This window comes from Microbacterium sp. zg.B48, assembly GCF_024623505.1.
GTDB lineage: Bacteria > Actinomycetota > Actinomycetes > Actinomycetales > Microbacteriaceae > Microbacterium.
In genome coordinates, this window is record NZ_JANJFE010000018.1 from 277,612 (window position 1) to 302,158 (window position 24,547).

Annotated in this window: 23 protein-coding genes; 19 read left to right on the top strand and 4 right to left on the bottom strand. The window is 69.5% G+C overall.

The features are described 5' to 3' along the window. Positions 1-242: 242 nt before the first annotated feature. From infC to pheT, 10 genes are all read left to right on the top strand, one after another. Positions 243-887 carry a translation initiation factor IF-3 gene (gene infC, locus NQ152_RS15260; RefSeq protein ID WP_257502965.1) on the top strand — a complete coding sequence of 215 codons (645 nt, stop codon included), beginning with the start codon at positions 243-245 and terminating at the stop codon, positions 885-887. Positions 888-962: 75 nt separating this feature from the next. Further along, positions 963-1,157 (top strand): 50S ribosomal protein L35, encoded by a 195-nt coding sequence (rpmI, locus tag NQ152_RS15265; protein ID WP_257502667.1) that lies wholly within the window; start codon positions 963-965, stop codon positions 1,155-1,157. Positions 1,158-1,187: 30 nt separating this feature from the next. Then, positions 1,188-1,571, top strand: a complete 384-nt coding sequence (gene rplT, locus NQ152_RS15270; protein ID WP_257502666.1) for a 50S ribosomal protein L20 — start codon at positions 1,188-1,190, stop codon at positions 1,569-1,571. Between the two features lie 146 nt (positions 1,572-1,717). After that, complete coding sequence (locus tag NQ152_RS15275; RefSeq protein WP_257502665.1) at positions 1,718-2,524, top strand: RNA methyltransferase; 807 nt, start codon at positions 1,718-1,720, stop codon at positions 2,522-2,524. Between the two features lie 82 nt (positions 2,525-2,606). After that, the gene (locus tag NQ152_RS15280) at positions 2,607-3,404 is read left to right on the top strand and encodes an amino acid ABC transporter ATP-binding protein (protein WP_257524584.1); all 798 of its coding nucleotides are present in this window, start codon (positions 2,607-2,609) and stop codon (positions 3,402-3,404) included. Between the two features lie 88 nt (positions 3,405-3,492). Then, complete coding sequence (locus NQ152_RS15285; protein WP_257502663.1) at positions 3,493-4,362, top strand: glutamate ABC transporter substrate-binding protein; 870 nt, start codon at positions 3,493-3,495, stop codon at positions 4,360-4,362. An 80-nt stretch (positions 4,363-4,442) separates the two neighbouring features. Beyond that, on the top strand, positions 4,443-5,090 hold the full coding sequence (locus NQ152_RS15290; protein ID WP_257502662.1) for an amino acid ABC transporter permease: 648 nt from the start codon (positions 4,443-4,445) through the stop codon (positions 5,088-5,090). Continuing rightward, the gene (locus tag NQ152_RS15295) at positions 5,087-6,022 is read left to right on the top strand and encodes an ABC transporter permease subunit (protein WP_257524585.1); all 936 of its coding nucleotides are present in this window, start codon (positions 5,087-5,089) and stop codon (positions 6,020-6,022) included. The genes NQ152_RS15290 and NQ152_RS15295 overlap by 4 nt, the downstream gene beginning before the upstream one ends. A 41-nt stretch (positions 6,023-6,063) precedes the next feature. Continuing rightward, positions 6,064-7,104, top strand: coding sequence for a phenylalanine--tRNA ligase subunit alpha (gene pheS / locus NQ152_RS15300; protein ID WP_257502660.1), 1,041 nt, complete (start codon positions 6,064-6,066; stop codon positions 7,102-7,104). Beyond that, a complete protein-coding gene (gene pheT, locus NQ152_RS15305) occupies positions 7,104-9,629 on the top strand; it encodes a phenylalanine--tRNA ligase subunit beta (protein WP_257524586.1) in 2,526 nt (841 codons plus the stop codon). The genes pheS and pheT overlap by 1 nt, the downstream gene beginning before the upstream one ends. A gap of 27 nt (positions 9,630-9,656) precedes the next feature. On the opposite strand, the gene NQ152_RS15310 is transcribed toward pheT, so the two are convergent. After that, positions 9,657-10,799, bottom strand: a complete 1,143-nt coding sequence (locus NQ152_RS15310) for an AAA family ATPase (RefSeq protein WP_257524587.1) — start codon at positions 10,797-10,799, stop codon at positions 9,657-9,659. Positions 10,800-11,080: 281 nt separating this feature from the next. On the opposite strand from NQ152_RS15310, the gene argC reads away from it, so the two are divergent. The 7 genes from argC to argH are packed head-to-tail and all read left to right on the top strand — an operon-like array spanning position 11,081 to position 18,949. Then, positions 11,081-12,169 carry an N-acetyl-gamma-glutamyl-phosphate reductase gene (gene argC, locus NQ152_RS15315; protein WP_257524588.1) on the top strand — a complete coding sequence of 363 codons (1,089 nt, stop codon included), beginning with the start codon at positions 11,081-11,083 and terminating at the stop codon, positions 12,167-12,169. Next, positions 12,166-13,323, top strand: a complete 1,158-nt coding sequence (gene argJ, locus NQ152_RS15320; RefSeq protein WP_257524589.1) for a bifunctional glutamate N-acetyltransferase/amino-acid acetyltransferase ArgJ — start codon at positions 12,166-12,168, stop codon at positions 13,321-13,323. The genes argC and argJ overlap by 4 nt, the downstream gene beginning before the upstream one ends. A gap of 13 nt (positions 13,324-13,336) precedes the next feature. Further along, the gene (argB, locus tag NQ152_RS15325) at positions 13,337-14,242 is read left to right on the top strand and encodes an acetylglutamate kinase (protein WP_257524590.1); all 906 of its coding nucleotides are present in this window, start codon (positions 13,337-13,339) and stop codon (positions 14,240-14,242) included. Further along, positions 14,239-15,483, top strand: a complete 1,245-nt coding sequence (locus NQ152_RS15330) for an acetylornithine transaminase (RefSeq protein WP_257502654.1) — start codon at positions 14,239-14,241, stop codon at positions 15,481-15,483. Before argB ends, NQ152_RS15330 begins: the two co-directional genes overlap by 4 nt. Further along, on the top strand, positions 15,480-16,403 hold the full coding sequence (gene argF / locus NQ152_RS15335; RefSeq protein ID WP_257524591.1) for an ornithine carbamoyltransferase: 924 nt from the start codon (positions 15,480-15,482) through the stop codon (positions 16,401-16,403). Before NQ152_RS15330 ends, argF begins: the two co-directional genes overlap by 4 nt. After that, positions 16,382-17,509: a DUF1624 domain-containing protein gene (locus NQ152_RS15340; protein ID WP_257524592.1), complete on the top strand. Its 1,128-nt coding sequence runs from the start codon at positions 16,382-16,384 to the stop codon at positions 17,507-17,509. The genes argF and NQ152_RS15340 overlap by 22 nt, the downstream gene beginning before the upstream one ends. A gap of 9 nt (positions 17,510-17,518) precedes the next feature. Next, entirely contained in the window at positions 17,519-18,949 is a 1,431-nt protein-coding gene (gene argH / locus NQ152_RS15345) for an argininosuccinate lyase (RefSeq protein WP_257524593.1), read from the top strand. Between the two features lie 28 nt (positions 18,950-18,977). Here the strand turns inward: argH and NQ152_RS15350 are convergent, their stop codons facing one another. Then, positions 18,978-19,583: a hypothetical protein gene (locus tag NQ152_RS15350; protein ID WP_257524594.1), complete on the bottom strand. Its 606-nt coding sequence runs from the start codon at positions 19,581-19,583 to the stop codon at positions 18,978-18,980. Between the two features lie 4 nt (positions 19,584-19,587). Beyond that, positions 19,588-20,238: a DNA-binding protein gene (locus NQ152_RS15355; RefSeq protein WP_257524595.1), complete on the bottom strand. Its 651-nt coding sequence runs from the start codon at positions 20,236-20,238 to the stop codon at positions 19,588-19,590. 145 nt (positions 20,239-20,383) lie between these two features. On the opposite strand from NQ152_RS15355, the gene tyrS reads away from it, so the two are divergent. Both tyrS and NQ152_RS15365 read left to right on the top strand, forming a co-directional pair. Beyond that, the gene (tyrS, locus tag NQ152_RS15360; protein ID WP_257524596.1) at positions 20,384-21,691 is read left to right on the top strand and encodes a tyrosine--tRNA ligase; all 1,308 of its coding nucleotides are present in this window, start codon (positions 20,384-20,386) and stop codon (positions 21,689-21,691) included. 34 nt (positions 21,692-21,725) lie between these two features. Beyond that, positions 21,726-22,568: a DUF4184 family protein gene (locus NQ152_RS15365; protein ID WP_257524597.1), complete on the top strand. Its 843-nt coding sequence runs from the start codon at positions 21,726-21,728 to the stop codon at positions 22,566-22,568. Here the strand turns inward: NQ152_RS15365 and NQ152_RS15370 are convergent. Beyond that, a complete protein-coding gene (locus tag NQ152_RS15370) occupies positions 22,565-23,938 on the bottom strand; it encodes a CoA transferase (RefSeq protein ID WP_257524598.1) in 1,374 nt (457 codons plus the stop codon). The genes NQ152_RS15365 and NQ152_RS15370 overlap by 4 nt on opposite strands. Positions 23,939-24,547: the final 609 nt, after the last annotated feature.

Consider the following 24,547-nt stretch of genomic DNA (forward strand, 5'->3'; position numbering starts at 1 on the left):
TCGGACCGAAAGAGGATTCACATCCCACCCGCGCTTGCCGCTCCAGGCTACCGGGTCACGCACTCCGCTCCGTCCGCTTGCGGCCGGGGTAGCCCCCCAACACCGGAAATGAAACGCCGTGCAGGGGATACCGGGTGCAGAAGCCGGCGCTCACGCGTCGTGCGGGTGGAATCGAGTCTCTCTTCCGCCCGCGATGCATCCCGTGTCGCGGTGGCTGACATCCGCACGAAGAGGAGTTCCGCATCAGCGATCCCCGCACCAATGACCGCATCCGCGTGCCCGAGGTCCGCCTCGTGGGCCCGAACGGAGAGCAGGTCGGCGTCGTACGCATCGAGGTTGCCTTGCGTCTGGCGCAGGATGCCGATCTCGACCTGGTCGAGGTGGCTCCCAACTCGAAGCCGCCCGTCGTCAAGATCATGGACTACGGGAAGTTCAAGTACGAAGCAGCGCAGAAGGCCAAGGAGGCCCGGCGCAATCAGGCCAACACCATCCTCAAAGAGGTCCGGTTCCGTCTGAAGATCGAGGCCCACGACTACATAACCAAACTCAAGCGCGCCGAGGGCTTCCTCAAGGGCGGCGACAAGGTGAAGGCGATGATCCTGTTCCGCGGACGCGAGCAGTCTCGTCCCGAGCAGGGCGTGCGCCTGCTGCGCAAGTTCGCCGAGGACGTCGCGGAGTTCGGCACGGTCGAATCCAGCCCCACGATCGACGGACGCAACATGGTCATGGTGGTCGCGCCGCACAAGAACAAGTCCGAGTTGAAGACCGAGCAGAACGCTCAGCGGGTCGCCAACAAGGAAGCCTCACGCAACTCGGCGTCCGGTGACGAAGACGACGACACCGACAGCGACACCGACGACGAATCGGCCTCGGCGCCCGCCGAGTAGCCGCCCCAGACTCCCGCCCTGCGGGGATGCACAACGACGCCCAGCAGGGCGACATCCAACAAAAGGAACGATGAGATGCCGAAGCAGAAGACCCACTCGGGTGCCAAGAAGCGCTTCAAGATCACTGGCAGCGGCAAGCTGATGAAGCAGCAGGCCGGCATGCGCCACAACCTTGAGGGCAAGGCGAGCAAGCGCACGCGTCGGCTCAACCAGGACCAGGTCCTGTCGAAGTCGGACACCAAGATGGCCAAGAAGCTTCTCGGTCGCTGAGCGCGCCGAATCACGTTAGGAACATGAGAAATGGCTAGAGTCAAGCGGGCTGTCAACGCCCACAAGAAGCGTCGCGTCATCCTCGAGCGCGCCTCCGGTTACCGGGGTCAGCGCTCGCGCCTGTACCGCAAGGCGAAGGAGCAGGTCACCCACTCGCTGGTCTACGCGTACCGTGACCGTCGCAAGCGCAAGGGCGACTTCCGCCGTCTGTGGATCCAGCGCATCAACGCCGCGTCGCGCGCGAACGGCATGACGTACAACCGCTTCATCCAGGGCCTCGGCCTCGCCGGTGTCCAGGTCGACCGTCGCATGCTGGCCGAGCTCGCCGTCCACGAGCCGGCGACTTTCGCCTCGCTCGTCGCGACCGCCAAGGCCGCGCTGCCGGGCGACGTGAACGCGCCCAAGTCGGCGTAGTCTCCGCAGTCGATGCAGGGGCGTCCTCCTTCGGGAGGGCGCCCCTTCCGCGTGTCCGGAGCGTGCTGCCCGCTTCGGCATCCGCATGCCGCCGTCACGGCCGGTGGGCGCCGCGGGCGCGGCTCCGGTCGCCCTACACTGAACTAGTGCTCGAGAATCCGCGCTCGCCCCGCGTTCGCGCCGTGGCCAAGCTGACCAAGCGCAGCGCGCGACAGGAGACGGGCCTCTTTCTGCTCGAGGGTCCGCAGGCCGCCCGAGAGGCTCTCGCGTACCGCCCCGAAACCGTGCTGGAGCTGTTCGCGACGCCGTCCGCTCTGGAGCGGCACGGCGATCTGCGTGACTCCGCACGCGACTCCGGGGTCGAGGTGGTGTTCACGACCGAGGCCGTCCTGGACGCGATGGCGGACACGGTCACGCCGCAGGGCATCGTCGCGGTCGCCCGCCAGACACCGACCTCCCTGCGCGACATCTTCGCGGCCGCGCCTCGGCTCGTCGCGATTTGCGAGGAGGTGCGTGATCCCGGCAACCTGGGCACGATCATCCGGGCAGCGGATGCCGCGGGCGCAGATGCGGTGATCCTCACCGGGCGCACCGTCGACCCGTACAACCCCAAGGTGGTGCGCGCCACGACCGGGTCGCTGTTCCACCTCCCCGTCGCCGTCGGCGTCGACCTGGTGAACGCCGTCGAGCGCGCCCGCGCGGCCGGGGTGCGCGTAGTGGCAGCCGATGTCGGTGGCGGAGACTTCGTGGCCGCCCGCCCGCTGTTGGCCGAGCCGACCGCATGGCTGTTCGGCAACGAGGCACGCGGCCTGGACGAGGACGCCCTCGCGCTGGTCGATCTGTCGCTGCGCCTGCCCATCTACGGCCGCGCCGAATCGTTGAACCTGGCCACCGCGGCCAGCGTCTGCCTCTACGAAACCGCCTTCGCTCAGCGCTCCAGCGAGCCCGCGTGAGCTGGGCGCGTCCGGTTACAGTCCGGTAAAGCTCGCGCGGAGTGTCGACGTCCGGGCCCGCGCGGCCAATAGTGTGGGGATCATGGCGACACCGGAATCACCCGCAGCGGCGCCGAGGACCTCGAACATCAACGTTCGCCGTGGCGAACCGCTCGTGGTCGTCGAGCATGTCGACAAGCACTTCGGCGACCTTCACGTCCTCAAAGACATCAACACCGTGGTCAACCGGGGCCAGGTCGTCGTGGTCATCGGCCCCTCCGGGTCGGGCAAATCCACGCTGTGCCGCGCGATCAACCGACTCGAGACCATCGACTCCGGCAAGATCGCGATCGACGGCGTCCCCCTGCCCGAAGAGGGCACGGCGCTGGCACACCTGCGAGCGGACGTCGGCATGGTCTTCCAGTCCTTCAACCTGTTCGCACACAAGAGCGTCCTCGAGAACGTCACCCTCGGCCCGATCAAGGTGCGCAAGCTCTCGCGCAAAGCGGCCGAGGAGAAGGCCATGGCGCTGCTTGACCGGGTCGGGGTCGCGAACCAGGCGAAGAAGATGCCGGCGCAGCTGTCCGGCGGTCAGCAGCAGCGCGTGGCCATCGCCCGATCGCTCGCCATGGATCCGAAACTGATCCTGATGGACGAACCGACCAGCGCTCTGGACCCCGAGATGATCAACGAGGTCCTCGACGTCATGATCGGTCTGGCCGCGGACGGCATGACGATGATCGTCGTCACGCATGAGATGGGCTTCGCCCGCAAGGCCGCGGACCGAGTGCTGTTCATGGCCGACGGCGCCATCGTCGAAGAGGCGACGCCCGAGGAGTTCTTCACAAACCCGCAGAGCCCGAGGGCGCAGGACTTCCTGTCCAAGATCCTCGAGCACTGATGCACCTCGGCCGCTGCACCGCGGTCAGGACACACGGAACGAATGGGCCGCCACAAGCGGTCCGGACACAGCAAAGGACTGGTAGGACATGAAGAGAACACGACTCGCCCTGATCGCGCTGGCCGCAGCCGGCGCGCTCACGCTCGCCGGGTGCGCCTCTGGTGGCGGAGACGCCGGCGGTGACGCGACGGCGACCCCCGAGCCGGCTCCCACGTTCGCCGAGGGCAGCACGATGGCAGCGCTCGCCGAGGCGGGCACCATCACGATCGGAACGAAGTTCGATCAGCCGCTGTTCGGTCTCAAGGGTCCGAACGGTCCCGAGGGCTTCGACGTCGAGATCGGCAAGATCGTCGCCGCCGAGCTGGGCATCGCCCAGGATGACATCGAGTGGAAGGAAGCGGTCTCCGCCAACCGCGAGCCGTTCATCCAGAACGGTGAAGTCGACATCGTCGTGGCGACGTACACCATCAACGACAAGCGCAAGGAAGTCGTCTCGTTCGCCGGCCCGTACTACATGGCAGGCCAGTCGATCCTCGTGCTCGCGGACAACGATGACATCACCGACGAGAAGGACCTCGTCGGGGAGCCGGTGTGCTCGGTGACCGGCTCCACGCCGGCCGCGAACCTCGCGGCACTCGGTGCCGAGGTCGTCCTGACCGACACGTACTCGAACTGCCTCGAGCCGCTGCGCAACGGCACGGTCGTCGCCGTCTCCACGGACAACGTCATCCTCGCCGGCCTCGCCGCCCAGAACGAGGGCGAGTTCAAGGTCGTCGGAGAGCCGTTCACGGACGAGCCCTACGGCATCGGTCTCGCGCTGGAGGACACCGAGTTCCGCGACTGGATCAACGACGTCCTCGAGAAGGCATACGAGGACGGCCGTTACCAGGCGGCATGGGACGCCACGGCCGGCACGGTGCTGCCGTACATCGACCCGCCGGCAGTCGACCGCTACTGATCGATCGGATGCCCGGGCCGGCGGTGACGCCGGCCCGGGCATCCCCCCCCCGATGCGAACCGCCCACGAGAGGAGGCCCGATGGAACAGCTGTGGTCGTTGATGCCCGAGTTCTGGGCGGGCTTCCGCGTTACCCTGCTCCTTCTGGTCGTCTCCGGCGTCGCCGCCCTCATCCTGGGCACCCTGATCGCCGCGATGCGCATCTCGCCGGTCGCCTCGCTGCGCGTGTTCGCCGCCTTCTGGGTGGAGATCGCCCGCAACACCCCGCTCACGCTCGTGTTCATCTTCACGGCATTCGTGCTTCCGATGCTGGGAGTGCGGGCCCCGTACCTGATCCTCGCGTTCGTCGCGCTGACGTATTACACGTCCCCCTTCGTCGCCGAAGCCCTGCGCTCCGGCATCAACGGCGTGCCGATCGGTCAGGCTGAGGCGGCGCGCAGCATCGGACTCGGCTTCGGGCAGACCGTCAGCCTGGTGGTCCTGCCGCAGGCGTTCCGGATGACCGTGCCCCCGCTGATCAACGTCTTCATCGCGCTGACCAAGAACACCTCGGTCGCCGGCGGCTTCTTCGTCGTCGAACTGTTCGCCACCACCCGTCAGCTCGCCAATGACAACGGCAACATCGTGCTGCAGATCCTGTTCACCGCCGCGCTGCTGTACCTCGTCATCACCGTGCCCCTGGGCTACTTCGCCGGCCAACTCGAGAAGCGATGGGTGGTGCGCCGATGAGCGGCAACAGCGTGCTGTTCGACGTGCCCGGCCCCAGGGCCCGCAGGGTCTCGCTGATCGTGTCGATCGTCGCGCTCCTGCTGATCCTCGCGGGCGGGTTCTGGGTGTACACGCTCCTGGCCGCCCCGCGTCAGTCCGGCGGCATCACGCTGCCGGGCATGTTCGACGCCACGCGGTGGAACATCTTCGCCGACCCACAGGTGTGGGTGTTCATCGCCGAAGGCGTCGTCGCGACGCTGCAGGCCGCGGCGGTGGCCGGCGTCGGCGCGATCGCGCTCGGCATCGTCCTGTCGCTGCTGCGCAGTTCGACGATCGCGTGGGTGCGCATTCCGACGGCGTGGCTGATCGAATTCCTGCGCGGCATGCCGGTGCTGCTGATGATGCTGTTCATCCTCCTCATCGCCTCGACCGGAGCCTTCTGGGCGGTCGTGATCGCGCTCATCCTGTACAACGGAACGCTGATCGGCGAGATCCTGCGCGCCGGTCTGGTCGCGCTGCCACGAGGACAGCGGGAAGCGGCGCTGAGCGTCGGCATGCGGGAGTTCCAGTCCAAGATGCTGGTCGAGTTCCCTCAGGCGTTCCGCCAGATGCTGCCGATCATCGTGGCCCAGCTGGTGGTGCTGCTGAAGGACACCTCGCTGGGCTACATCGTCGGATACAACGAGATCATCCGCAACAACATCAACAACCTCGGCAGCTTCTACGGCAACCGGTACCTGTTCTCGCTGTTCGCCGTGACCTTGGCGATCTACCTCGCCATCAACCTGACCCTGTCCTGGTTCGCGCGCTGGCTGTCCCGCCGCACCGCGAGCGGGGGAATGCGCCGGCGCAGGGCGAAGGGACCGGCTCAGCCGCTGGATCCGACGCAGGCGATCCTGGGGGCAGAGACCAGCGCGGCCGCGAAGCAGTCGGAGTCCAGAACGCAGCTCTAGTGCGACGGCGGGCTCATCCGCCCTCGGTAGACTCGCTTCTCGTGTCTGACCTTCCCGAAATCACGCCCGAGGCGGTGGATGCCGCCGCCCAGGCTGCTCTGGACGCCATCGCCGCGGCATCCGACAGCGCCGCCATCAAGGCGGTGCGCTCCGCGCACATCGCAGAGGGCTCGCCGCTGGCCAAGCTCAATTCCCGCATGCGCGAGGTCGCCCCGGAGCGCAAGTCCGAGTTCGGCAAGCTGATCGGTCAGGCGCGGGGCCGTGTGAACCAGGCGCTCGCCGCCCGCGAGGCCGCGATCGCCGAGGCCGAGACCGCTGCCCGGCTGGAGTCCGAGCGGGTGGATGTCACGGCGTTGCCCGTCCGCGCCCGCGTGGGGGCGCGGCACCCGATCTCGCTCCTGCAGGAGCAGATCGCGGACATCTTCGTGGGCATGGGCTGGGAGATCGCCGAAGGCCCCGAGCTCGAGCACGAGTGGTACAACTTCGACGCGCTGAACTTCGATGCCGATCACCCCGCGCGCCAGATGCAGGACACGTTCTTCGTCGATCCGGTGGAGCGCCACCTCGTGATGCGCACGCACACCAGCCCCGTTCAGGTGCGATCCATGCTGGAGCGGGACATCCCGATCTATGTGCTGTGCCCGGGGCGGGTCTACCGCACCGACGAGTTCGACGCCACCCACCTGCCCGTGTTCACGCAGTTCGAGGGACTCGTGGTGGACAAGAACATCACCATGGCGCATCTGAAGGGCACGCTGGACCATGCGGCCCGCGTGCTGTTCGGGCCGGAGGCCAAGACGCGCTTCCGCGCGAACTTCTTCCCCTTCACCGAGCCCTCGGCCGAGCTGGACCTGTGGCATCCGACCTTCACAGGCGGAGCCCGCTGGATCGAGTGGGGCGGCTGCGGCATGATCAACCCGAATGTGCTGCGGGCGGCCGGCATCGACCCCGAGCAGTACTCCGGCTTCGCGTTCGGAATGGGCATCGAACGGACGCTGATGTTCCGCAGCGACGTCCAGGACATGCGTGACATGGCCGAAGGCGACATCCGCTTCAGCGAGCAGTTCGGGATGGTGGTCTGATGCGCGTTCCGCTCTCCTGGCTGCGGGAGTACGTCGATGTGCCGGTGGATGCCGCACCCGAGGACGTGCTGGCCGCGCTCGTGCGCGTCGGGTTCGAGGAGGAGGACATCCACCGCTTCGAGCTGTCCGGTCCGATCGTCGTGGGCGAGGTGCTCGACTTCGTCGAGGAACCGCAGTCCAACGGCAAAACCATCCGCTGGTGCCAGGTGCGCGTTGCTCCGGACGGGGAGACCGCGGCCGACGGCGGCGACGCCGTCCACGGCATCGTGTGCGGTGCCCGCAACTTCTTCGTCGGCGACAAGGTCGTGGTGACGCTCCCGGGCGCCGTGTTGCCCGGCCCGTTCCCCATCGCCGCGCGCAAGACGTATGGCCACGTGTCCGACGGCATGATCGCCTCGGCCAGGGAGCTGGGCCTCGGCGAAGAGCACGACGGCATCCTGCGTCTTGCCGCTCTGGGTATCGACGCGCCCGTGGGCACCGACGCGATCGAACTGCTGGGGCTGAACGACGTCGCAGTCGAGATCAACGTGACCCCGGACCGCGGCTACGCGCTGTCGCTGCGCGGTGTGGCGCGCGAGTACTCGCACGCGACCGGCGCGACCTTCCGCGACCCGGGGCTGCGTCCGCCGCACCAGGTCGAGCCCGGTCATGGCTTCGTCATCGCTGTCGAAGACGTCGCACCGATCCGCGGCCGCGTGGGCGCATCGGAGTTCGTGGTGCGCACCGTGCGCGGAGTCGACGCGACCGCGCCCACGCCCGCGTGGATGACCGCGCGCCTGAGCCTTGCCGGCATCCGCTCGCTGGGGGTCCTGATCGATATCACCAACTACGTCATGTTGGAGCTGGGCAACCCGATCCACGGCTATGACCTGGACAAGCTCACCGGCGGCATCACCGTTCGTCGCGCGACGCCGGGCGAGCAGCTCGAGACGCTCGACGGCAAGGTCCGTGCGCTGGATCCGGAAGACCTGCTCATCACCGACGAGTCCGGTCCGATCGGTCTGGCCGGCGTCATGGGCGGCGGAACAACCGAGATGGGGCCCGACACCAAGAACGTCCTGATCGAGGCCGCCGTGTTCGACCCGGTCTCCATCGCGCGCACCGCACGCCGGCACAAGCTGCCGTCCGAGGCCTCGCGTCGTTTCGAGCGCGGAGTCGACCCGAACATCCCGTTCGTGGCTGCCCAGCGCGTCGCGGACCTGATGGTCGAGCTGGCAGGGGGCACGATCGACGAGCTCGGCGGGGCGCTGTTCGCGCCGTGGACGCGGTCGCACATCGTGTTGCCGGTGGGCTTCGTGCAGGGCCTGATCGGCGTGAACTACCCCACCTCCGAGGTGATCGGCGCGCTGCGGCTGATCGGGTGCGAAGTGGACGACCGCGGTGACGAACTGGTGGTCTCACCCCCGTCCTGGCGTCCGGACCTGACCGACAAGTGGACCCTCGCCGAGGAGGTCGCCCGCATCGAGGGGTACGACCGGATCCCGTCCCTCCTTCCCACGCCGCCGTCCGGGCGCGGTCTGACGCCGGCCCAGCAGGGACGACGCCGTGTGGCCAACGCCCTCGCGGCCGCCGGTTATGTCGAGACACCGTCGTTCCCCTTCACCACGCAGGATCAGAACGATCTGCACGGCTCCGCCTCCGGCGCGCACCTGCCGAGCGTCAAGCTCGCGAACCCGCTGGACGGGCAGGCGCCGTTCCTGCGCCGCAGCCTCGTGCCGGCGCTGCTGCGGGTTGCGCACCGCAACGTGGCACGCGGCTTCACCGACCTCCAGCTCTTCGAGACCGGTTCCGTGTTCCTCCCCGAAGCCGGCGTGACGTACGGCACATCGTTCGTGCCCCCGCTCGCCGTGCGCCCGGATGCCGCGACCCTGACCGCCCTGGACGTGTCCATTCCGCCGCAGCACCGGCACGTGGCGATCCTGCTGGCCGGTCTGATTTCGGCGAAGCAGCCGGGCGCCGCCGCCGAGGCGGCCGGTCTTGCCGACGCGCTCGACGCCGTGCGCACGATCGCGGCGGCTGCCGGAGTGAGTGTTGCCGTGTCCCAGGGCGAACGGGCAGCGCTGCATCCCGGGCGGACGGCGGTGCTGTCTGTCGGTGCGGTCGATGTCGGGTATGCGGGCGAGCTGCTCCCTGCCGTCGCCGAGGCGGCCGACCTGCCCGGCCGCGTCATCGTCGCGGAGCTCGATCTGGACCTCATCCTCTCGCTCGCAGGCGAGAAGGTCGTCGCCGGCTCGCTGTCGGGATATCCCGCCGCCACGCAGGACCTGTCCCTGGTGGTGGGCGCGGACGTGCCGGCGGGCGACGTGCGCGCCGCTGTGGCGGAGGGCGCCGGCGCCCTGCTGGAGTCGATGCGGCTCGTCGACGACTACCGCGGCGCGGGCGTGCCGGAGGGCGCGAAGAGCCTCACCTTCGCGCTGCGCTTCCGCGCTCAGGACCGCACGCTGACCGCCGCCGAGGCCACCGAGGCCAAGCTCGCCGGCGTCGCAGCTGCCGCGGAGAGATTCGGCGCCACGCTGCGCGAATAGCGGGTGCCTTCGGGGGCAGCGCGCGGCTCAGCGTGCTCCCCAGTGCCAGGGTGGACGATCCAGCACGCCCTGCCCGGTGATCCGGGTGCCGGACGGCGTCGCCTCGAGTCGATGGGTCACGGCACCGGCATCCTCCAGTGCGGACCCGAGCGCGCCGGCGTGGGTCACGACCAGCACCTGGGTGCGACGGGATGCCGCGGCGATCAGCTGCGCGAGCGGCCCGAGCAGGTCGGGATGCAGGCTGGACTCCGGCTCGTTGAGGACGATGAGCGGACCCGGTGCCGCCGGAAGCAACGCGGCGCACAGCAGCAGATACCGCAGCGTCCCGTCCGAGAGCTCATCGGTCTCCAGCGGGCGCAGCAGGCCGGGCTGGTGCATGACCAGACGCAGGCGGCCGTCCGTGCCGATCACGTCCACGCGCGTGCCGGGGAAGGCCCGCTGCACTTCACGGTCCAGCTCATCGGAGTGCCCGGCATCCCTGATCGTCGCCCACACCGCCGCCACGTCGGTGCCGTCATGGCCGAGCACTGCGGTGCGCGTGCCGACCTGCGGCGATCGCACCGGCGCAGCGGTGTCCGTACGGAAGTGGTCGTAGAAGCGCCAGCCGCCCAGCGTGCGGCGCAGGCTCAGCAGCTCGGGGGCGGTGTCCCCGTCGGCGAGGTCGGTCAGGATCGTCTCGTACGGCATCAGCGGCTGCGCGAGGGGCCGCCAGTTCCGATCGCGTACCCGCGCCGCGGCGCCGTGACGGTCGATGAGCAGGGACGAGGGCTTGGCGACAGGCCCGGCGAACACCTGTTCGCGCTTGACCTCGGGGTCGCGGTCGAACAGCGAGGGCCCCACCGTCTGCGGGATGCCGAGATCGACGACGTAGCCGAGTTCGTCACCGGCGAACCCGAGCAGGAGCGCGTGCGGCCGCTTGCGCACCGTCCCCTGCACGGCCGACTGACCGGTGGGCGCCTCCGGCCCGGCCCACAGCAGCGACCGCAGTCCGCCTTCGCCGGCTACGGCTGCCACCAGCGACCCGCTCGCCGCCGAAGCGAGCAGCCGCAGCGCGCGGTAGAGGTTGGACTTTCCGGAACCGTTCGCCCCGGTCACCACGGTCAGGCCGCCCAACGGCACCACGACGTCGCGCAGCGATCGGTACCCGGCCACTGCCACAGTCGTGATCACTGCCCCATCCTGACAGGGACCTCGGACTCCGAAAGCCGATCGGGCCCGGTGGCGCGCAGCGCGCGATTTGCAGGGCTCACACCGCAGGGGCTATCGTCGCCCCATGCCTTCGGCTGCGCACCTCTCCGCCACGCTCGTATCGAGCGTCGCTCCCGCGCGCCGACGTCTGGACGGACGCCGACTCTAGGCGGCCCCGCGCACCCTGGGAAGGGGAGCCGTGGGCGTCGCCGGAGCACTGAGCCCGTCGAAGGGCCCCGACCCCAGACTCTAAGGTTGAATCCATGACATATTCGGTCGCCGTATCCGGCGCTTCGGGCTATGCGGGCGGTGAGATCCTGCGGATCCTCGCCGCTCATCCCGACGTCGAGATCCGCACTGTCACCGCGCACTCGAATGCCGGGCAGGACCTCGTCCAGCAGCAGCCGCATCTGCGGTCCCTGGCGCATCTGACGCTTCAGAAGACCGCCCCGGAGGTGCTGGCCGGGCACGACATCGTCTTCCTCGCGCTCCCGCACGGCGAATCCGGCCGGTTCACCGATGCGCTGTCGGACACCCCCCTGGTCATCGACGCGGGCGCCGACCACCGCCTCTCCGCGCGCAGCGACTGGGACCAGTTCTACGGCGGCGACTTCCACGAGCCCTGGGAATACGGTGTCCCCGAGCTGCTGGTCCACGGGGTCAAGCAGCGTGAGCGACTCGTCGGCGCACGACGCATCGCCGCGCCCGGATGCAACGCGAGCACGGTGAGCCTCAGCCTCGCGCCCGGTGTCGCAGCCGGAGTGATCGACACCTCCGACATCGTCACCGTGCTCGCCGTCGGCCCGTCCGGCGCCGGCAAGAGCCTGAAGACGGATCTGCTGGCCAGCGAGATCCTCGGCAGCGCCAACCCCTACGCGGTCGGCGGTGCACACCGGCACATCCCCGAGATCCGGCAGGCGCTGGCCGCCGCCGCCCCGGAAGGCGACGTCGCGCTCGGGTCGGGTACGCCGCAGGCTGCCGGTGCGGGCATCCGGATCTCCTTCACGCCGATCATCGTGCCCATGGCTCGCGGCATCCTGGCCACCAGCACGGCTCCGATCGCGCCCGGCGTCACGGATGCCGACATCCGTGACGCTTGGGAAGCCGCGTACGGCGACGAGACCTTCGTACAGCTGCTGCCCCCCGGCCGCTTCCCGCGCACCGCCGACGTCATGGGTGCCAACACGGCGCTGCTCGGGCTGGCCATCGACCGGGACGCGAACCGCGTCGTCGTGGTGGCCGCAGTGGACAATCTCGTCAAAGGCACTGCCGGCGCCGCCATCCAGTCGATGAACCTCGCGCTCGGCCTTCCCGAAGGCCGCGCACTGACAACGAACGGACTCGCACCGTGAGCGTCACCGCCGCCCGGGGCTTCGAAGCGGCCGGTGTCGCAGCGGGTCTCAAATCCAGTGGGAAGACCGACGTCGCCGTGGTCGTCAACCGCGGGCCTCTCAAGGTCGGAGCGGCGGTGTTCACCTCCAACCGCGCCAAGGCGAACCCCATTCTCTGGTCCCAGCAGGCCATCCAGGACGGGGTCGTCGAGGCGATCGTCCTGAACTCCGGCGGCGCGAACTGCTTCACAGGCACCTTCGGCTTCCAGACCACGCACCAGACCGCCGAGCGGGCGGCGGAACTGCTCGGTGTCAGCTCGGGCGACATCCTGGTCTGCTCGACCGGTCTGATCGGCACCGGCGACGAGGTCTTCCGCGCGAAGGTCCTCGACGGTACCGCGGACGGCGTCGCCGCCCTGAGCCCGGACGGCGGCGAAGCGGCATCCCTCGCCATCATGACCACCGATTCACGACCGAAGCGCTCCGTCGTCCGACGGGACGGATGGTCGATCGGCGGCATGGCCAAGGGCGCCGGGATGCTGGCGCCCGGCTTGGCGACGATGCTCGTCGTGATCACGACCGACGCCGTGCTCGACGCGGCCGCCGCCGACAGCGCGCTGCGCCGCGCGACGGGCGTGACCTTCGACCGGCTCGATTCGGATGGCTGCATGTCGACCAACGACCAGGTCACCCTGATGGTCAGCGGCGCCTCCGGTGTCGCGCCGGAGCCCGAGGATTTCACCTCCGCGCTGGCCGAACTGTGCCTCGACCTGGCCACCCAGCTCCAGGGCGATGCCGAGGGCGCCTCGCACGACATCGCCATCCGGGTGGTCCACGCGGCAACCGAAGCCGACGCCGTGGAAGTGGGCCGTTCGGTCGCCCGCAACAACCTGTTCAAAGCCGCGATCTTCGGCAACGACCCCAACTGGGGTCGGGTGCTGGCCGCAATCGGCACCACCGAGGCGGCCTTCGATCCCTACGACGTCGATGTGTGGATGAACGGCGTCCGCGTGTGCAGCCAGGGTGGGCCGGACGCGTCCCGCGACGACGTGGACTTGACCCCGCGGGCAACGGATCTGCTCATCGACCTCAGAGTCGGCGAAGCGGCAGCGACGATCCTGACCAACGATCTGACCCACGACTACGTACACGAGAACAGCGCCTACGCCTCATGAACGAGCAGCTGACATGACCGACATCGATCTTCAGGTCACCGACCCCGCCGAAGCGAGCGCGAAAGCAGCCACGCTGATCGAGTCGCTGCCCTGGCTGCAGCGCTTCAACGACCAGATCATCGTGATCAAGTACGGCGGCAACGCCATGGTCAGCGACGAACTGCAGGACGCGTTCGCGTCCGATATCGCCTACCTGCGTTACGTCGGCGTCAAGCCCGTCGTCGTCCACGGCGGCGGACCGCAGATCTCCTCGATGCTCGACCGCCTGTCGATCCCCAGCGAGTTCAAGGGCGGCTACCGCGTCACGAGCACGGAGGCCATCGGCGTCGTGCGGATGGTGCTGACCGGCCAGATCAACCCGCAGCTGGTGGCCAAGATCAACGCGCACGGACCCCACGCCGCGGGCCTGTCCGGCGAGGACGCCGGGCTGTTCGGCGGACGTCGCCGCGGCGTCATCCTCGACGGGGTGGAGCATGACCTGGGCAGGGTGGGCGACGTCGTCGAGGTCGACCCGCAGCCGGTGCACGACCAGCTCGCCGCGGGCCGGATCCCGGTCGTCTCGAGCATCGCCCCGGACCTGGATCGCCCCGGACATTCGCTCAACGTCAACGCGGACGCGGCAGCCGCGGCACTGGCGGTCGCGCTCGGTGCCGCCAAACTCGTCGTGCTCACCGACGTGGCCGGGCTCTACGCCGACTGGCCGAACCGGGACTCGCTCGTCTCGCACCTGAGCACGACCGAGCTGCGCACGCTGCTGCCCACGCTGGAGTCGGGCATGATCCCCAAAATGCAGGCGTGCCTGGACGCGGTCGAGGGCGGAGTGGAGACGGCGGCGATCATCGACGGACGGGTGCCGCACTCGGTGCTCGTGGAGATCTTCACAAGCAAGGGAATCGGAACAGAGGTGGTCCTCGGATGAGTTGGCAGGATGACGCAGGGCGCGACCTGGTGCGCAGCTTCGGCGACCGGATGGAGCTGTTCGTCCGTGGGGAGGGCGCCTACCTGTGGGATGCGGACGGGCGACGCTACCTGGACTTCCTCGCCGGCATCGCGGTGAACTCGCTGGGTCACGCGCACCCGGTGTTCGTCGAGGCGATCGCGGCGCAGGCGGCGACGCTGGCGCACGTGTCGAACTACTTCGCCACGCTTCCGCAGCTGGAGCTCGCCTCTCGGCTCAAGCGCCTCGCCGGTACCGGTGACCGCGGCCGCGTCTACTTCGGCAATTCCGGTGCCGAAGCCAACGAGGCCGCCTTCAAGCTCGCCCGCCTGCACGGTGCGCCGACGGAGGGCGAGGCCGCGCGTCCGCGCATCCTCGCGCTGACCGACGCGTTCCACGGCCGCACCATGGGAACGCTCGCCCTCACCGGCAAGCCCTACATGCAGGAGCCGTTCCTTCCCATGGTTCCGGGTGTGGAGTTCATCGATTCCACCATCGAGGCGCTGGAGGCAGCACTGGATGACCGCGTGGCCGCGCTCTTCGTCGAGCCGATCAAGGGTGAGGCGGGTGTGCTGGATCTTCCCGAGGGGTACCTGCGCGCGGCCCGTGAACTCACGCAGCGGCACGGAGCGCTGCTGATCGTCGACGAGATCCAGACCGGTGCCGGTCGCACGGGGGAGTGGTTCGCCTTCCAGCACGCGGGCATCCTCCCCGACGCAGTGACCGTCGCCAAGGGCATCGGCGGCGGCTTCCCGATCGGCGCGCTGATCACCTTCGGCGAGGCCAGCGAGCTGTTCTACCCGGGTACGCACGGCTCCACGTTCGGCGGAAACGCACTGGGCACCGCCGTCGCCGGCGCGGTCCTCGGCGAGATCGAGAACGAGGGTCTCGTGGCCAACTCCGCCGAGCGGGGACGCCAGCTGCGCGCCGCCATCGGCGCGATCGACACGGCGCTGGTCGACGGATGCCGCGGCCAGGGCCTCCTGATCGGCGTCGCGCTGCGGCATCCGGTGGCCAAGGCTGTCGTCGCCGCCGCGCAGGAGCACGGACTGATCATCAACGCGCCCAACGACCAGACCATCCGCCTGGTGCCCCCGCTGAACATCGGAGACGTCGAGATCGACGAGTTCGTGCGTCTGTTCACCGCCGCGCTGCGGACGGTGGAGGACGCCCTGGTGCTGGAGACGCCGGCCGCGGCCGCCGCGAACGGGGTCTCGGCATGACCCGGCACCTGCTGCGCGATGACGACCTGACTGCGGCTGAGCAGTCCGAGATCCTGGACCTCGCCGTCGCCTTGAAGAAGGACCGGTGGAAGCTGAAGCCGCTCGCCGGCCCGGAGACCGTCGCGGTGATCTTCGACAAATCGTCCACGCGCACGCGCGTGTCCTTCGCGGTCGGGATCGCCGATCTCGGGGGGACGCCGCTGATCATCTCGACCGCGAACAGTCAGCTCGGCGGCAAGGAGACGCCGTCCGACACGGCCCGCGTGCTCGAGCGGCAGGTCGCGGCCATCGTCTGGCGCACCTACGCGCAGGCCGGCCTGGAGGAGATGGCCGCCGGCACCCGCGTTCCGGTGGTCAACGCGCTGAGCGATGACTTCCACCCGTGCCAACTGCTGGCGGATCTGCTGACGATCCAGGAGCACAAGGGCGAGCTGCGCGGGCTCACGCTGGCGTTCTTCGGCGACGGCCGCTCCAACATGGCCCACTCCTACATGCTCGCCGGGGTGACCGCGGGAATGCACGTGCGCGTGGCATCACCGGAGTCCTACTCGCCGCGCGAGGACGTCGTCGCCGATGCTGACCGGCGGGCCGCCGAGACCGGCGGATCGCTGACGCTCTATACGGATCCGATAGAAGCCGCCGCATCCGCCGACGTGATCGTCACCGACACGTGGGTGTCCATGGGCAAGGAGGAAGAGAAGCTGGCACGCCTGCGGGACCTCGGCCAGTACAAGGTCACGCGCGAGCTGATGTCCCTGGCCCGGCCGGACGCGATCTTCATCCACTGCCTTCCCGCCGATCGTGGTTACGAAGTCGAAGCCGAGGTCATCGACGGCCCGCAGAGCGTCGTGTGGGATGAGGCCGAGAACCGACTGCACGCGCAGAAGGCCCTCCTGGTGTGGTTGCTTCGTCAGGAGTAGCCCCACCCCGGGCCACCGCGGTCGGCTGGTTCGGGTCCAGGTGGGAGCGGCTGAACGGTGCACAGCGCATCGGCGGTATCGACCTGGCCCGCGGCCTCGCCGTGATCGGCATGATCGCCGCGCACCTGCTGTGGCTTGCGGACGTCGACTTCGAGGACGCATCCACCTGGATGGGCGTCGTGGAGGGCCGCTCCTCGATCCTGTTCGCGACGCTCGCCGGCGTGTCGATCGGGCTCGTCACGGGCGGCCGTCACCCGCTGCCGCCGCCGCAGCTGCGCGTGGCGCGCGGGCGGCTGGTGGTGCGGGCAGCGGTGCTCTGGGTGATCGGCATCCTCCTGATCGCCACCGGGGTGCCGGTGTACGTGATCCTGCCCGCGTACGCGATCCTGTTCCTGCTCGCTCTGCCCCTGGTCTCGCTCGGTGCGCGCGCACTGTTCCTGCTGGCCGGGGCGCTCGGCGTGGTGATGCCGTTCGCGGTCGTCGCCCTGGACCGCCTGCCCTTCTGGTCCACATGGAACGGACAGCTGGTGGACCAGGCCCTCGGGTGGCACTATCCCTTCCCGGTCTGGATCGCGTTCGTGGTCGCGGGCATCGGCGCCGCACGCTCCGGCGTCCTCCGCGCTGAGGTGCAGCTGTGGCTCCTGGGCGCCGGCGCCATTCTCGCGGTGGTGGGCTACGGCCTGCACGGCGCCACCGGAGCCCGTCAGCCGACCGAACCGACGTCCTTCTGGGGGGCGGTCTGGACGGCGGATCCGCACTCCAGCGGCGTGCTCGAGGTGATCGGCTCGGGGGGTTTCGCGCTCGCCGTGATCGGGTTCTGCCTGCTGGCGTGCCGGACCGTCCTGGTATGGGTCGTCCTGCCGCTGCGCGCCGTCGGCGCCATGCCGCTGACCGCCTACACCGCCCAGCTGGTGATCTGGGCGATCGCCGCCACGGCGATCCTGGGCAATCCCGGCGACCTCGGCGGATTCCGCGACCTGGAGCCGTTCTGGCCCCTCACGATCGGCCTGATCGTCGGCTGTACGGCATGGGCGCTGCTGGTCGGCCGCGGCCCGCTGGAGTGGGCGATGGACCGGCTCGCACGAGTGCTGGTGCGGCGCGGTTAGGCTGAGCGGATGAGCGATACGAAGCCGGAAGGCACCAACGAGGGAGCCCTGTGGGGCGCGCGATTCGCGTCGGGACCCGCACCGGAGCTGGCCGCGCTGAGCCGCTCGACCCACTTCGACTGGGATCTCGCGCTCTATGACATCGCCGGTTCGCACGCGCACGCGAAGGCGCTCGCCGCCGCGGGGTACCTGAACGCCGACGAGGAGACGGCCATGCACGCCGGCCTCGACGCGCTGGCGCAGAGGATCGTCGACGGCACCCTGCTCCCCGGCCCGAACGACGAAGACGTGCACGGCGCGCTGGAGCAGGCGCTGATCGTCGCGGTGGGTTCCGAGCTCGGCGGCAAGCTGCGCGCGGGACGGAGCCGCAACGACCAGATCGCGACCCTGATCCGCATGTACATGCTGGATCACTCGCGCACCATCGCCCGGGCCATCCTCCGAGTCGTGGACGCGCTCGTGGCGCAGGCCGAGGCGCACCCCGAGGCGATCATGCCGGGTCGCACTCACCTGCAGCACGCGCAGCCGGTGCTGCTCGCTCATCACCTGCAGGCCCATGCCTGGCCGCTGGTGCGAGACCTCGAGCGCTTGCGGGACTGGTCCGCCCGAGCGTCCGTGTCACCGTACGGCGGAGGCGCCCTCGCCGGCGCCACCCTGGGGCTGGACCCCCTGCTGATCGCGCGCGAGCTGGGGATGGCCCGCCCGGCCGAGAACTCCCTGGACGGCACGTCGGCGCGGGATGTCGTGGCGGAGTTCGCGTTCATCACCGCCATGATCGCCGTGGATATCTCGCGGTTCGCCGAGGAGATCATCATCTGGAACACCCGTGAATTCGGTTTCGTCACACTGGATGACGGCTACTCCACCGGCTCGAGCATCATGCCGCAGAAGAAGAACCCCGACATCGCCGAACTCGCGCGCGGCAAGGCCGGACGCCTGATCGGCAATCTGACCGGCCTCCTCGCGACGCTGAAGGGACTGCCGTTGGCGTACAACCGCGACCTTCAAGAGGACAAGGAGCCGGTATTCGACTCGGTCCGGACGCTCGAACTCGTGCTGCCCGCCTTCGCAGGCATGGTGGCCACCCTTCGATTCGACACCGAGCGGATGGCGCAGCTCGCGCCGCAGGGCTTCTCGCTGGCCACGGATGTCGCCGAGTGGCTGGTCAAACGCGGCATCCCCTTCCGCGATGCCCACGAGATCTCCGGGGCGCTGGTCCAGCTGTGCGAGCAGCGCGGCCTCGAACTCGACCAGGTCACCGACGAGATGCTCGCCTCGGTGTCACCGCACCTGTCGCCGGACGTCCGGCAGATCCTCACGATCTCCGGTTCGGTCTCCAGCCGCGACGGAGTCGGCGGCACCGCGCCCGTGCGCGTGACCGAACAGAGGGCGGAGCTGATCTCGCGCGTTCAGGCCGCGGCACACGCTCTCGGTCTCTGACGGCGTCCCGGCCCGCTGACCGGGTGCCTCACCAGATCGCCAGGCGCACCAGCGCGCCGACGAGGCACGCCCACAGCAGGCTGGAAAGCGTCCCGATGATGAAGCGCTCGCGCGCCTCGGCGGCGGCGAGCTCGGAGAACCGGCCGACGCCCTTGATCGCCACGACGATGGCCAGCGCCTCCGGGAAGCCGACGATGAGGGACATCACCACCGCGAGTCGCTCGAGGTAGCCGATCGTCGTGCCGCCCCGCAGCACCTCCGTCGACGTGGTGGGTTCGGCTCCGTCCGTGACGCCCGCGGCCTGAGTGTCGAGCATGATGCCGCCGTTGGCTCCGTCCCGCACCCGGCCGTGGGTGGCGATCTCGAGGATGCGCCGCGTGACCGGGTTCCCGCCCAGAACGGCCACCGCGGTGCCCAGCAGGGCGACGATCAGGCCCATCAGAAGCGGAACGTTGACGGGGGAGACCACGACGACGATCAGTGCCAGCAGTACCAGCACGCCTGCCGCGATCAGCGGGACGGTGCTCGGGCGCCGCAGGCTGAGAATGATCAACACCAGCGCTGCGCACATCGCAAGGAACAGGAAGATCGACAGCAGTGCGACGATGATCGCCTCGGGGAAGAGCACGGGCATGCGGTCAGTCTTGCACGGGGTCCGTGGCCGAACCGGAGTCCAGAGCCGCCAGTGTGCGCTCCAGCGCGGGAATGGCGGCTTCCTCCAGACGGAGGCCGCCGGCTTTGGCCCGCAGGCTCACCGCCGTGGGCGTGATTCCCAGCCGCGCGGCGATGTCCTTCTGCGTCAGACCTTCCTCGAGCAGATCGGCGACTTCCCATCCCTGCGCGGAACGGCGATCGCGCAGATCGACCAGCAGGCGAAGATAGGCCTCGGCATCCTGCGCCGCACGGAAATCCGCGGCGGCCACCGCCACGCGACCGGGCGCGTTCTTGGCTCGATCCACGGCGTCACGGGCGAGCACGAACGCCGGCCCACGACCGGCGCGGATGTCGTCAGGGAGCGGCGTGTCCACGCTGCCCACGCCGAGCCCCACACTCCAACCGCCGTCGCGCAGCAACGCCAGCGCGATCGCCAGCGCGCCGGCTGCGCTGCCGGTGAGGGCCTGAAGCTCGTCGCCCGCGTTGCGCTGCACCGGGATCGCGAGTCGGTCACCGGCCGCCCGCTGGACCAGGTCCACTCCGGCGGGGACCAGGTCGGCGCTGGTCCGGCTGTCGCGCTGGTCCGCGGTGAGAACGAACACGGTCCTCCCCAGTGATAAGTCAATGAACTTCATTCAGTTGGATCATGCTACAAGACTTAACGGATCTGCGCGATGTGCCGGTGAAGCTCGCAGGCATATCTGAACTCGATGAGGTCCGTCGGCTTACCGGGGTCGGGCGCATCGAGGAGGCCGGCGGCCCGCTGATAACCTGGCACGCGTGTCTTCTCCCGCCCTGACTGCGAGCGTCCCCGCCAACGATCCGACGTTCGAGAACGTCTGGGACGAACTGGTGTGGCGAGGGCTCGTCCACGTCTCCACCGATCAGGACGCCCTGCGGGCCCTGCTCGCCGGACCGCCCGTCGTGTACTACTGCGGCTTCGATCCGACCGCGCCGAGCCTGCACCTGGGCAACCTCGTCCAGCTCCTGGTCATGCGCCGGCTGCAGTTGGCCGGGCATCGGCCCCTCGGGCTGGTCGGCGGGTCGACCGGACTGATCGGGGATCCCCGGCCCACGGCCGAGCGGGTGCTGAACACCAAAGAGACGGTCGCCGAGTGGGTGGGCTACCTGCAGGCGCAGGTCGAGCGGTTCCTGAGCTTCGACGGCGACAACGCCGCCCGAATGGTCAACAACCTGGACTGGACCGCGCCGCTGAGCGCCATCGACTTCCTCCGGGAGATCGGGAAGCACTACCGGGTCGGCACGATGCTCAAGAAGGATGCCGTCAGCGCACGGCTGAACTCCGACGAGGGCATCAGCTACACGGAGTTCAGCTACCAGATCCTGCAGGGGCTGGACTACCGCGAGCTGTTCCTGCAGTACGACTGCGTGCTGCAGACCGGCGGCAGCGACCAGTGGGGGAACCTCACCAGCGGGGTCGATCTGATCCATCGCGCCGAAGGCAGGAGCGTGCACGCCATCGGCACGCCGCTGATCACCAACAGCGACGGCCGCAAATTCGGCAAGAGCGAAGGCAACGCGGTCTGGCTGGACGCGAAGCTCACCAGCCCGTACGCGATGTACCAGTTCTGGCTGAACACCGATGACGCGGACGTGGCGGACCGGTTGAAGGTGTTCACCTTCCTCACCCGGGCCGAGATCGAGCAGGTCGCGGACGCGCACGCCGCGGAGCCCTTCCGCCGCATCGGCCAGAAGCGGATCGCACTCGAGGTGACCAGCCTCGTGCACGGCCCGGATGCCGCCGCCGCGGCGATCGCGGCATCCGAGGCCCTCTTCGGCCAAGGCGACCTGACCGCGCTGGATGCCGGGACGCTGCAGAGCGCCCTGCGCGAGCTGCCGCATGCCGAACTGCCGCCAGGGACGCCGGTCGTCAATGCTCTCGTGGACACCGGCCTGGTCGGCAGCCTCAGCGAGGCTCGTCGCGCCATCGCACAGGGCGGGGTCACGCTGGATGGCGTCAAGGTGCCCGACGACACGGCCGTGGTCGCCGGATCGCTGCCCGGCGGGGTGTCGGTGCTCCGCCGCGGGAAGAAGACGCTGGCCGGCGTGTTCATCGCCGGAAACTGAGTCCTGCACCACCGCGCACCCGGTCGCCGCACGCATGCCGTTCACGCCGAGCCACGCCGTCGTCGCCCTGCCGTTCGTGCGGACGCCGCTGGTGCCCGCCGCGATCGCCGTCGGCGCGATGGCGCCGGACCTTCCGCTGTTCGTGCGCGGACTGCCGCTGCACTACGGGCTCACGCACGACCTGTGGTGGCTGCCGCTGACCGTGGCGCTGGCACTGGCGCTGCTGCTGGTCTGGCGCTGCCTCCTGCGACCCGCGGTGCGCGAGTTGTGTCCTGACTGGCTCGCCGCACGCCTGCCGGAGTCGTGGGACGCCCCGCCCGGGGATGCGCTCCGGGAGACCTTCACGGCCCGCGCGGACCGACGGTCCGTCGACGACCGCGGCCAGGTGCGCAGCCCGTCGATGCGCGGCGCCCTGCTGCTGATCGCGTCGCTCGTCCTGGGTGTGCTCAGCCATATCGTGTGGGACCTGTTCACGCACGAGGGCCGCTGGGGGGTGCGCGTGCTTCCGGGGCTGGACCGGCTCTGGGGTCCGCTCGCCGGTCACACCTGGCTGCAGCACGGGTCGTCCGTGGTCGGCCTCGGCATCATCGCGGCGTGGGCGCTCCTCTGGCTGCGGCGCGCGGATCGACGCGAGCCGCCCCGCCGGGTGCTGCCGGCCGCGGTGCGCTGGGGATGGTGGGCCTGCCTGCCCGTGTTCCTGGTGCTGGCGTGGGTGATCGGCCTGGCGATGTTCGGCCCGCTCACGCAGAGCTGGACGATCCCGCACCTGGCCTATCGCGTGCTCCCGCCGGCGTGTGCGCTGTGGGGAGGCCTCACGCTCGTACTGGCCGTGCTCGTCCAGGTGGTGCGCGCGCCGCGTGCGGTCCGCCCCGGCTAAGGCCGGCCGGACCACGTCGGGGCGTCGCGTCCCCACGGTCGCGGCGGTCGGTAGTCCACCGGGCCGCCGGCGTACGCGAGCGCCGGTGCAGTGGTGACCAGCGTGATGCCGTCGATGTCGAACTTCTGCAGGTGCGGGGCGGGATCGACCACCGGATCGGACGGTTCGGGGGAGGAGCTGCGCGGCATGCCGAGCAGCTCAGCGGCGACGCGGCGGAGGGAGACGTCCACGAGCCACGATCCGCCATCGGCATCCTGGTGACGGAATGCCGACATCACCCCCGCCGCCAGAAGGTAGCCTGCGCTGTGGTCGAGAGCCTGTGCCGGCAGCGCGCCGGGTCGTTCGCCGTCGGGCGACTCGATCCAGGAGATCCCACTGGCGGCCTGCACCAGGCTGTCGAAACCACGGCGGTCCGCCATCGCGGGCTCTGCGCCCCAAGCGGTCAGACGCGCGACGACCAGGCCGGGATGCCGGTCGATGAGCTGGTGCGGCCCCAGACCGAGCCGTTCCATCGCCGCGGCGCGGTAGCCGGTGACCACGACATCGGCCGACGCCAGCAGTTCATCGAAGACGGCACGAGCGTGCGGCGCGTGCAGGTCCAGCAGCGCCGACCGCTTGCCGTGGCCGCTGTCCAGGTGCTGCCACTCCGGCTCCGGAAGTCCCGGGGGATCGATCCGCAGAACCTCGGCACCGAGAAGGGCGAGCGCGCGAGTGGCCACCGGTCCGGCGATCACGCGGGTCAGATCCAGCACGCGGATGCCGCGCAGCGGCGCCTCCGCGGCCCGCCCGGCGCGGGACCGGGGGTGCGCGGCGCCGGAGTGCCGGAGATGGACGAGGGGTGCACCGCGCAGTGCCGCATCGAGCGTCGGGTTCTCACGGGACACCGCCACGCACAGACCACCCGCGGATGTGATCGCCTGCGTCGCGACAGCCGCCGGCATTCCGCGGAGTGCGGCCGCCACGGTGATCGCGTCAGCCCACGGCGTCAGCCCCAGTCCGCGTCGCAACGCCGCCGCATGGTGCGGGTAGTTGCCGTGCGTGCGGACCCAGCCGTCCGATGACCGGAAGAAGCCGGACAGCCGCGCCCACACCGGGGGTTGCTCGTCGTCGAGCAGAAGATGCCGCTCGCTGGAGTACGACACCGCGACGCGTGCCGGATCGAGAGCAAGGGCGCGCCCACCGCTGAGCGCCCCGGCCGCCAACGCAGACGCACCCACGCTCGCCCAGGCCAGAGATGCGACGTCCGTGCGCGCCGGGAGCGGAACCGGGGGCGCCGTGTCGATGAACGCGGAGGATGAGAGTGGGCCTCCGCCGAGTGCAGCCCAGGTGCGCTCGAGCAGCAGGCGCCGGGCGGAGGGGGAGACGCTCATGCCCCTCCCACACGGACGAACAGGTGTGGGAGGGGCGAGTGCACGCGCATGGCTGGAGGCTACCGCCGCCGCAGCTCGGCCGACCAGCCGATCGTGAGGGCGACTTGAGTCCGTCGGATCCACGGAAAGCGCCCCCGACCAGGCAGACACGCCCGGGACACGGCCCGGATTTGCCAGCCCCCCAGGCCCCACGTAATCTATTGATTGTTCGCCCCACAGGGAAGCGGAGAGGCCGGAAGGCTTCACCCCCCTCAAGTGGAGAACCACCCCCCATCCTTTCGAACTCTCATTGAGAGTTCGTGCCTCCGGGTTTAGGATGGAGGTCCTCACTCCTCGAAGCTGTCGATGAGTGCTGTTCGCTGACGTCTGAACGTCACGAACGGTCGATTTGACAGGCTGACGGAATGGGGTAAGATAGATGAGCTGCCCCGCGGACTGGCTGATACGCCGAAGCGCAGGGCACCTGATCTCTCTTCGTGAGACGCGGTCGATGATCGTGCTTCCGGCGGAAACGTTGGATTGTGCGGATTTGACAGGCGGGTCGCGGGGAATAAGATAGAGAAGTTGCCCTGATGGGGATGCCGAGAGGCTGACCTGCGGGAGCATCCG

What these genes read in the sequence shown, in the direction of transcription:
- NQ152_RS15365 (WP_257524597.1), top strand. Translation starts at nt 21,726, where the DNA reads ATGCCGTTCACGCCGAGCCACGCCGTCGTCGCCCTGCCGTTCGTGCGG.
- rpmI (WP_257502667.1), top strand. Translation starts at nt 963, where the DNA reads ATGCCGAAGCAGAAGACCCACTCGGGTGCCAAGAAGCGCTTCAAGATC.
- argF (WP_257524591.1), top strand. Translation starts at nt 15,480, where the DNA reads ATGACCCGGCACCTGCTGCGCGATGACGACCTGACTGCGGCTGAGCAG.
- NQ152_RS15285 (WP_257502663.1), top strand. Translation starts at nt 3,493, where the DNA reads ATGAAGAGAACACGACTCGCCCTGATCGCGCTGGCCGCAGCCGGCGCG.
- NQ152_RS15350 (WP_257524594.1), bottom strand. Translation starts at nt 19,583, where the DNA reads ATGCCCGTGCTCTTCCCCGAGGCGATCATCGTCGCACTGCTGTCGATC.
- pheT (WP_257524586.1), top strand. Translation starts at nt 7,104, where the DNA reads ATGCGCGTTCCGCTCTCCTGGCTGCGGGAGTACGTCGATGTGCCGGTG.
- NQ152_RS15290 (WP_257502662.1), top strand. Translation starts at nt 4,443, where the DNA reads ATGGAACAGCTGTGGTCGTTGATGCCCGAGTTCTGGGCGGGCTTCCGC.
- NQ152_RS15295 (WP_257524585.1), top strand. Translation starts at nt 5,087, where the DNA reads ATGAGCGGCAACAGCGTGCTGTTCGACGTGCCCGGCCCCAGGGCCCGC.
- NQ152_RS15355 (WP_257524595.1), bottom strand. Translation starts at nt 20,238, where the DNA reads ATGAAGTTCATTGACTTATCACTGGGGAGGACCGTGTTCGTTCTCACC.
- NQ152_RS15370 (WP_257524598.1), bottom strand. Translation starts at nt 23,938, where the DNA reads ATGAGCGTCTCCCCCTCCGCCCGGCGCCTGCTGCTCGAGCGCACCTGG.
- NQ152_RS15330 (WP_257502654.1), top strand. Translation starts at nt 14,239, where the DNA reads ATGAGTTGGCAGGATGACGCAGGGCGCGACCTGGTGCGCAGCTTCGGC.
- argH (WP_257524593.1), top strand. Translation starts at nt 17,519, where the DNA reads ATGAGCGATACGAAGCCGGAAGGCACCAACGAGGGAGCCCTGTGGGGC.
- argC (WP_257524588.1), top strand. Translation starts at nt 11,081, where the DNA reads ATGACATATTCGGTCGCCGTATCCGGCGCTTCGGGCTATGCGGGCGGT.
- NQ152_RS15280 (WP_257524584.1), top strand. Translation starts at nt 2,607, where the DNA reads ATGGCGACACCGGAATCACCCGCAGCGGCGCCGAGGACCTCGAACATC.
- argB (WP_257524590.1), top strand. Translation starts at nt 13,337, where the DNA reads ATGACCGACATCGATCTTCAGGTCACCGACCCCGCCGAAGCGAGCGCG.
- rplT (WP_257502666.1), top strand. Translation starts at nt 1,188, where the DNA reads ATGGCTAGAGTCAAGCGGGCTGTCAACGCCCACAAGAAGCGTCGCGTC.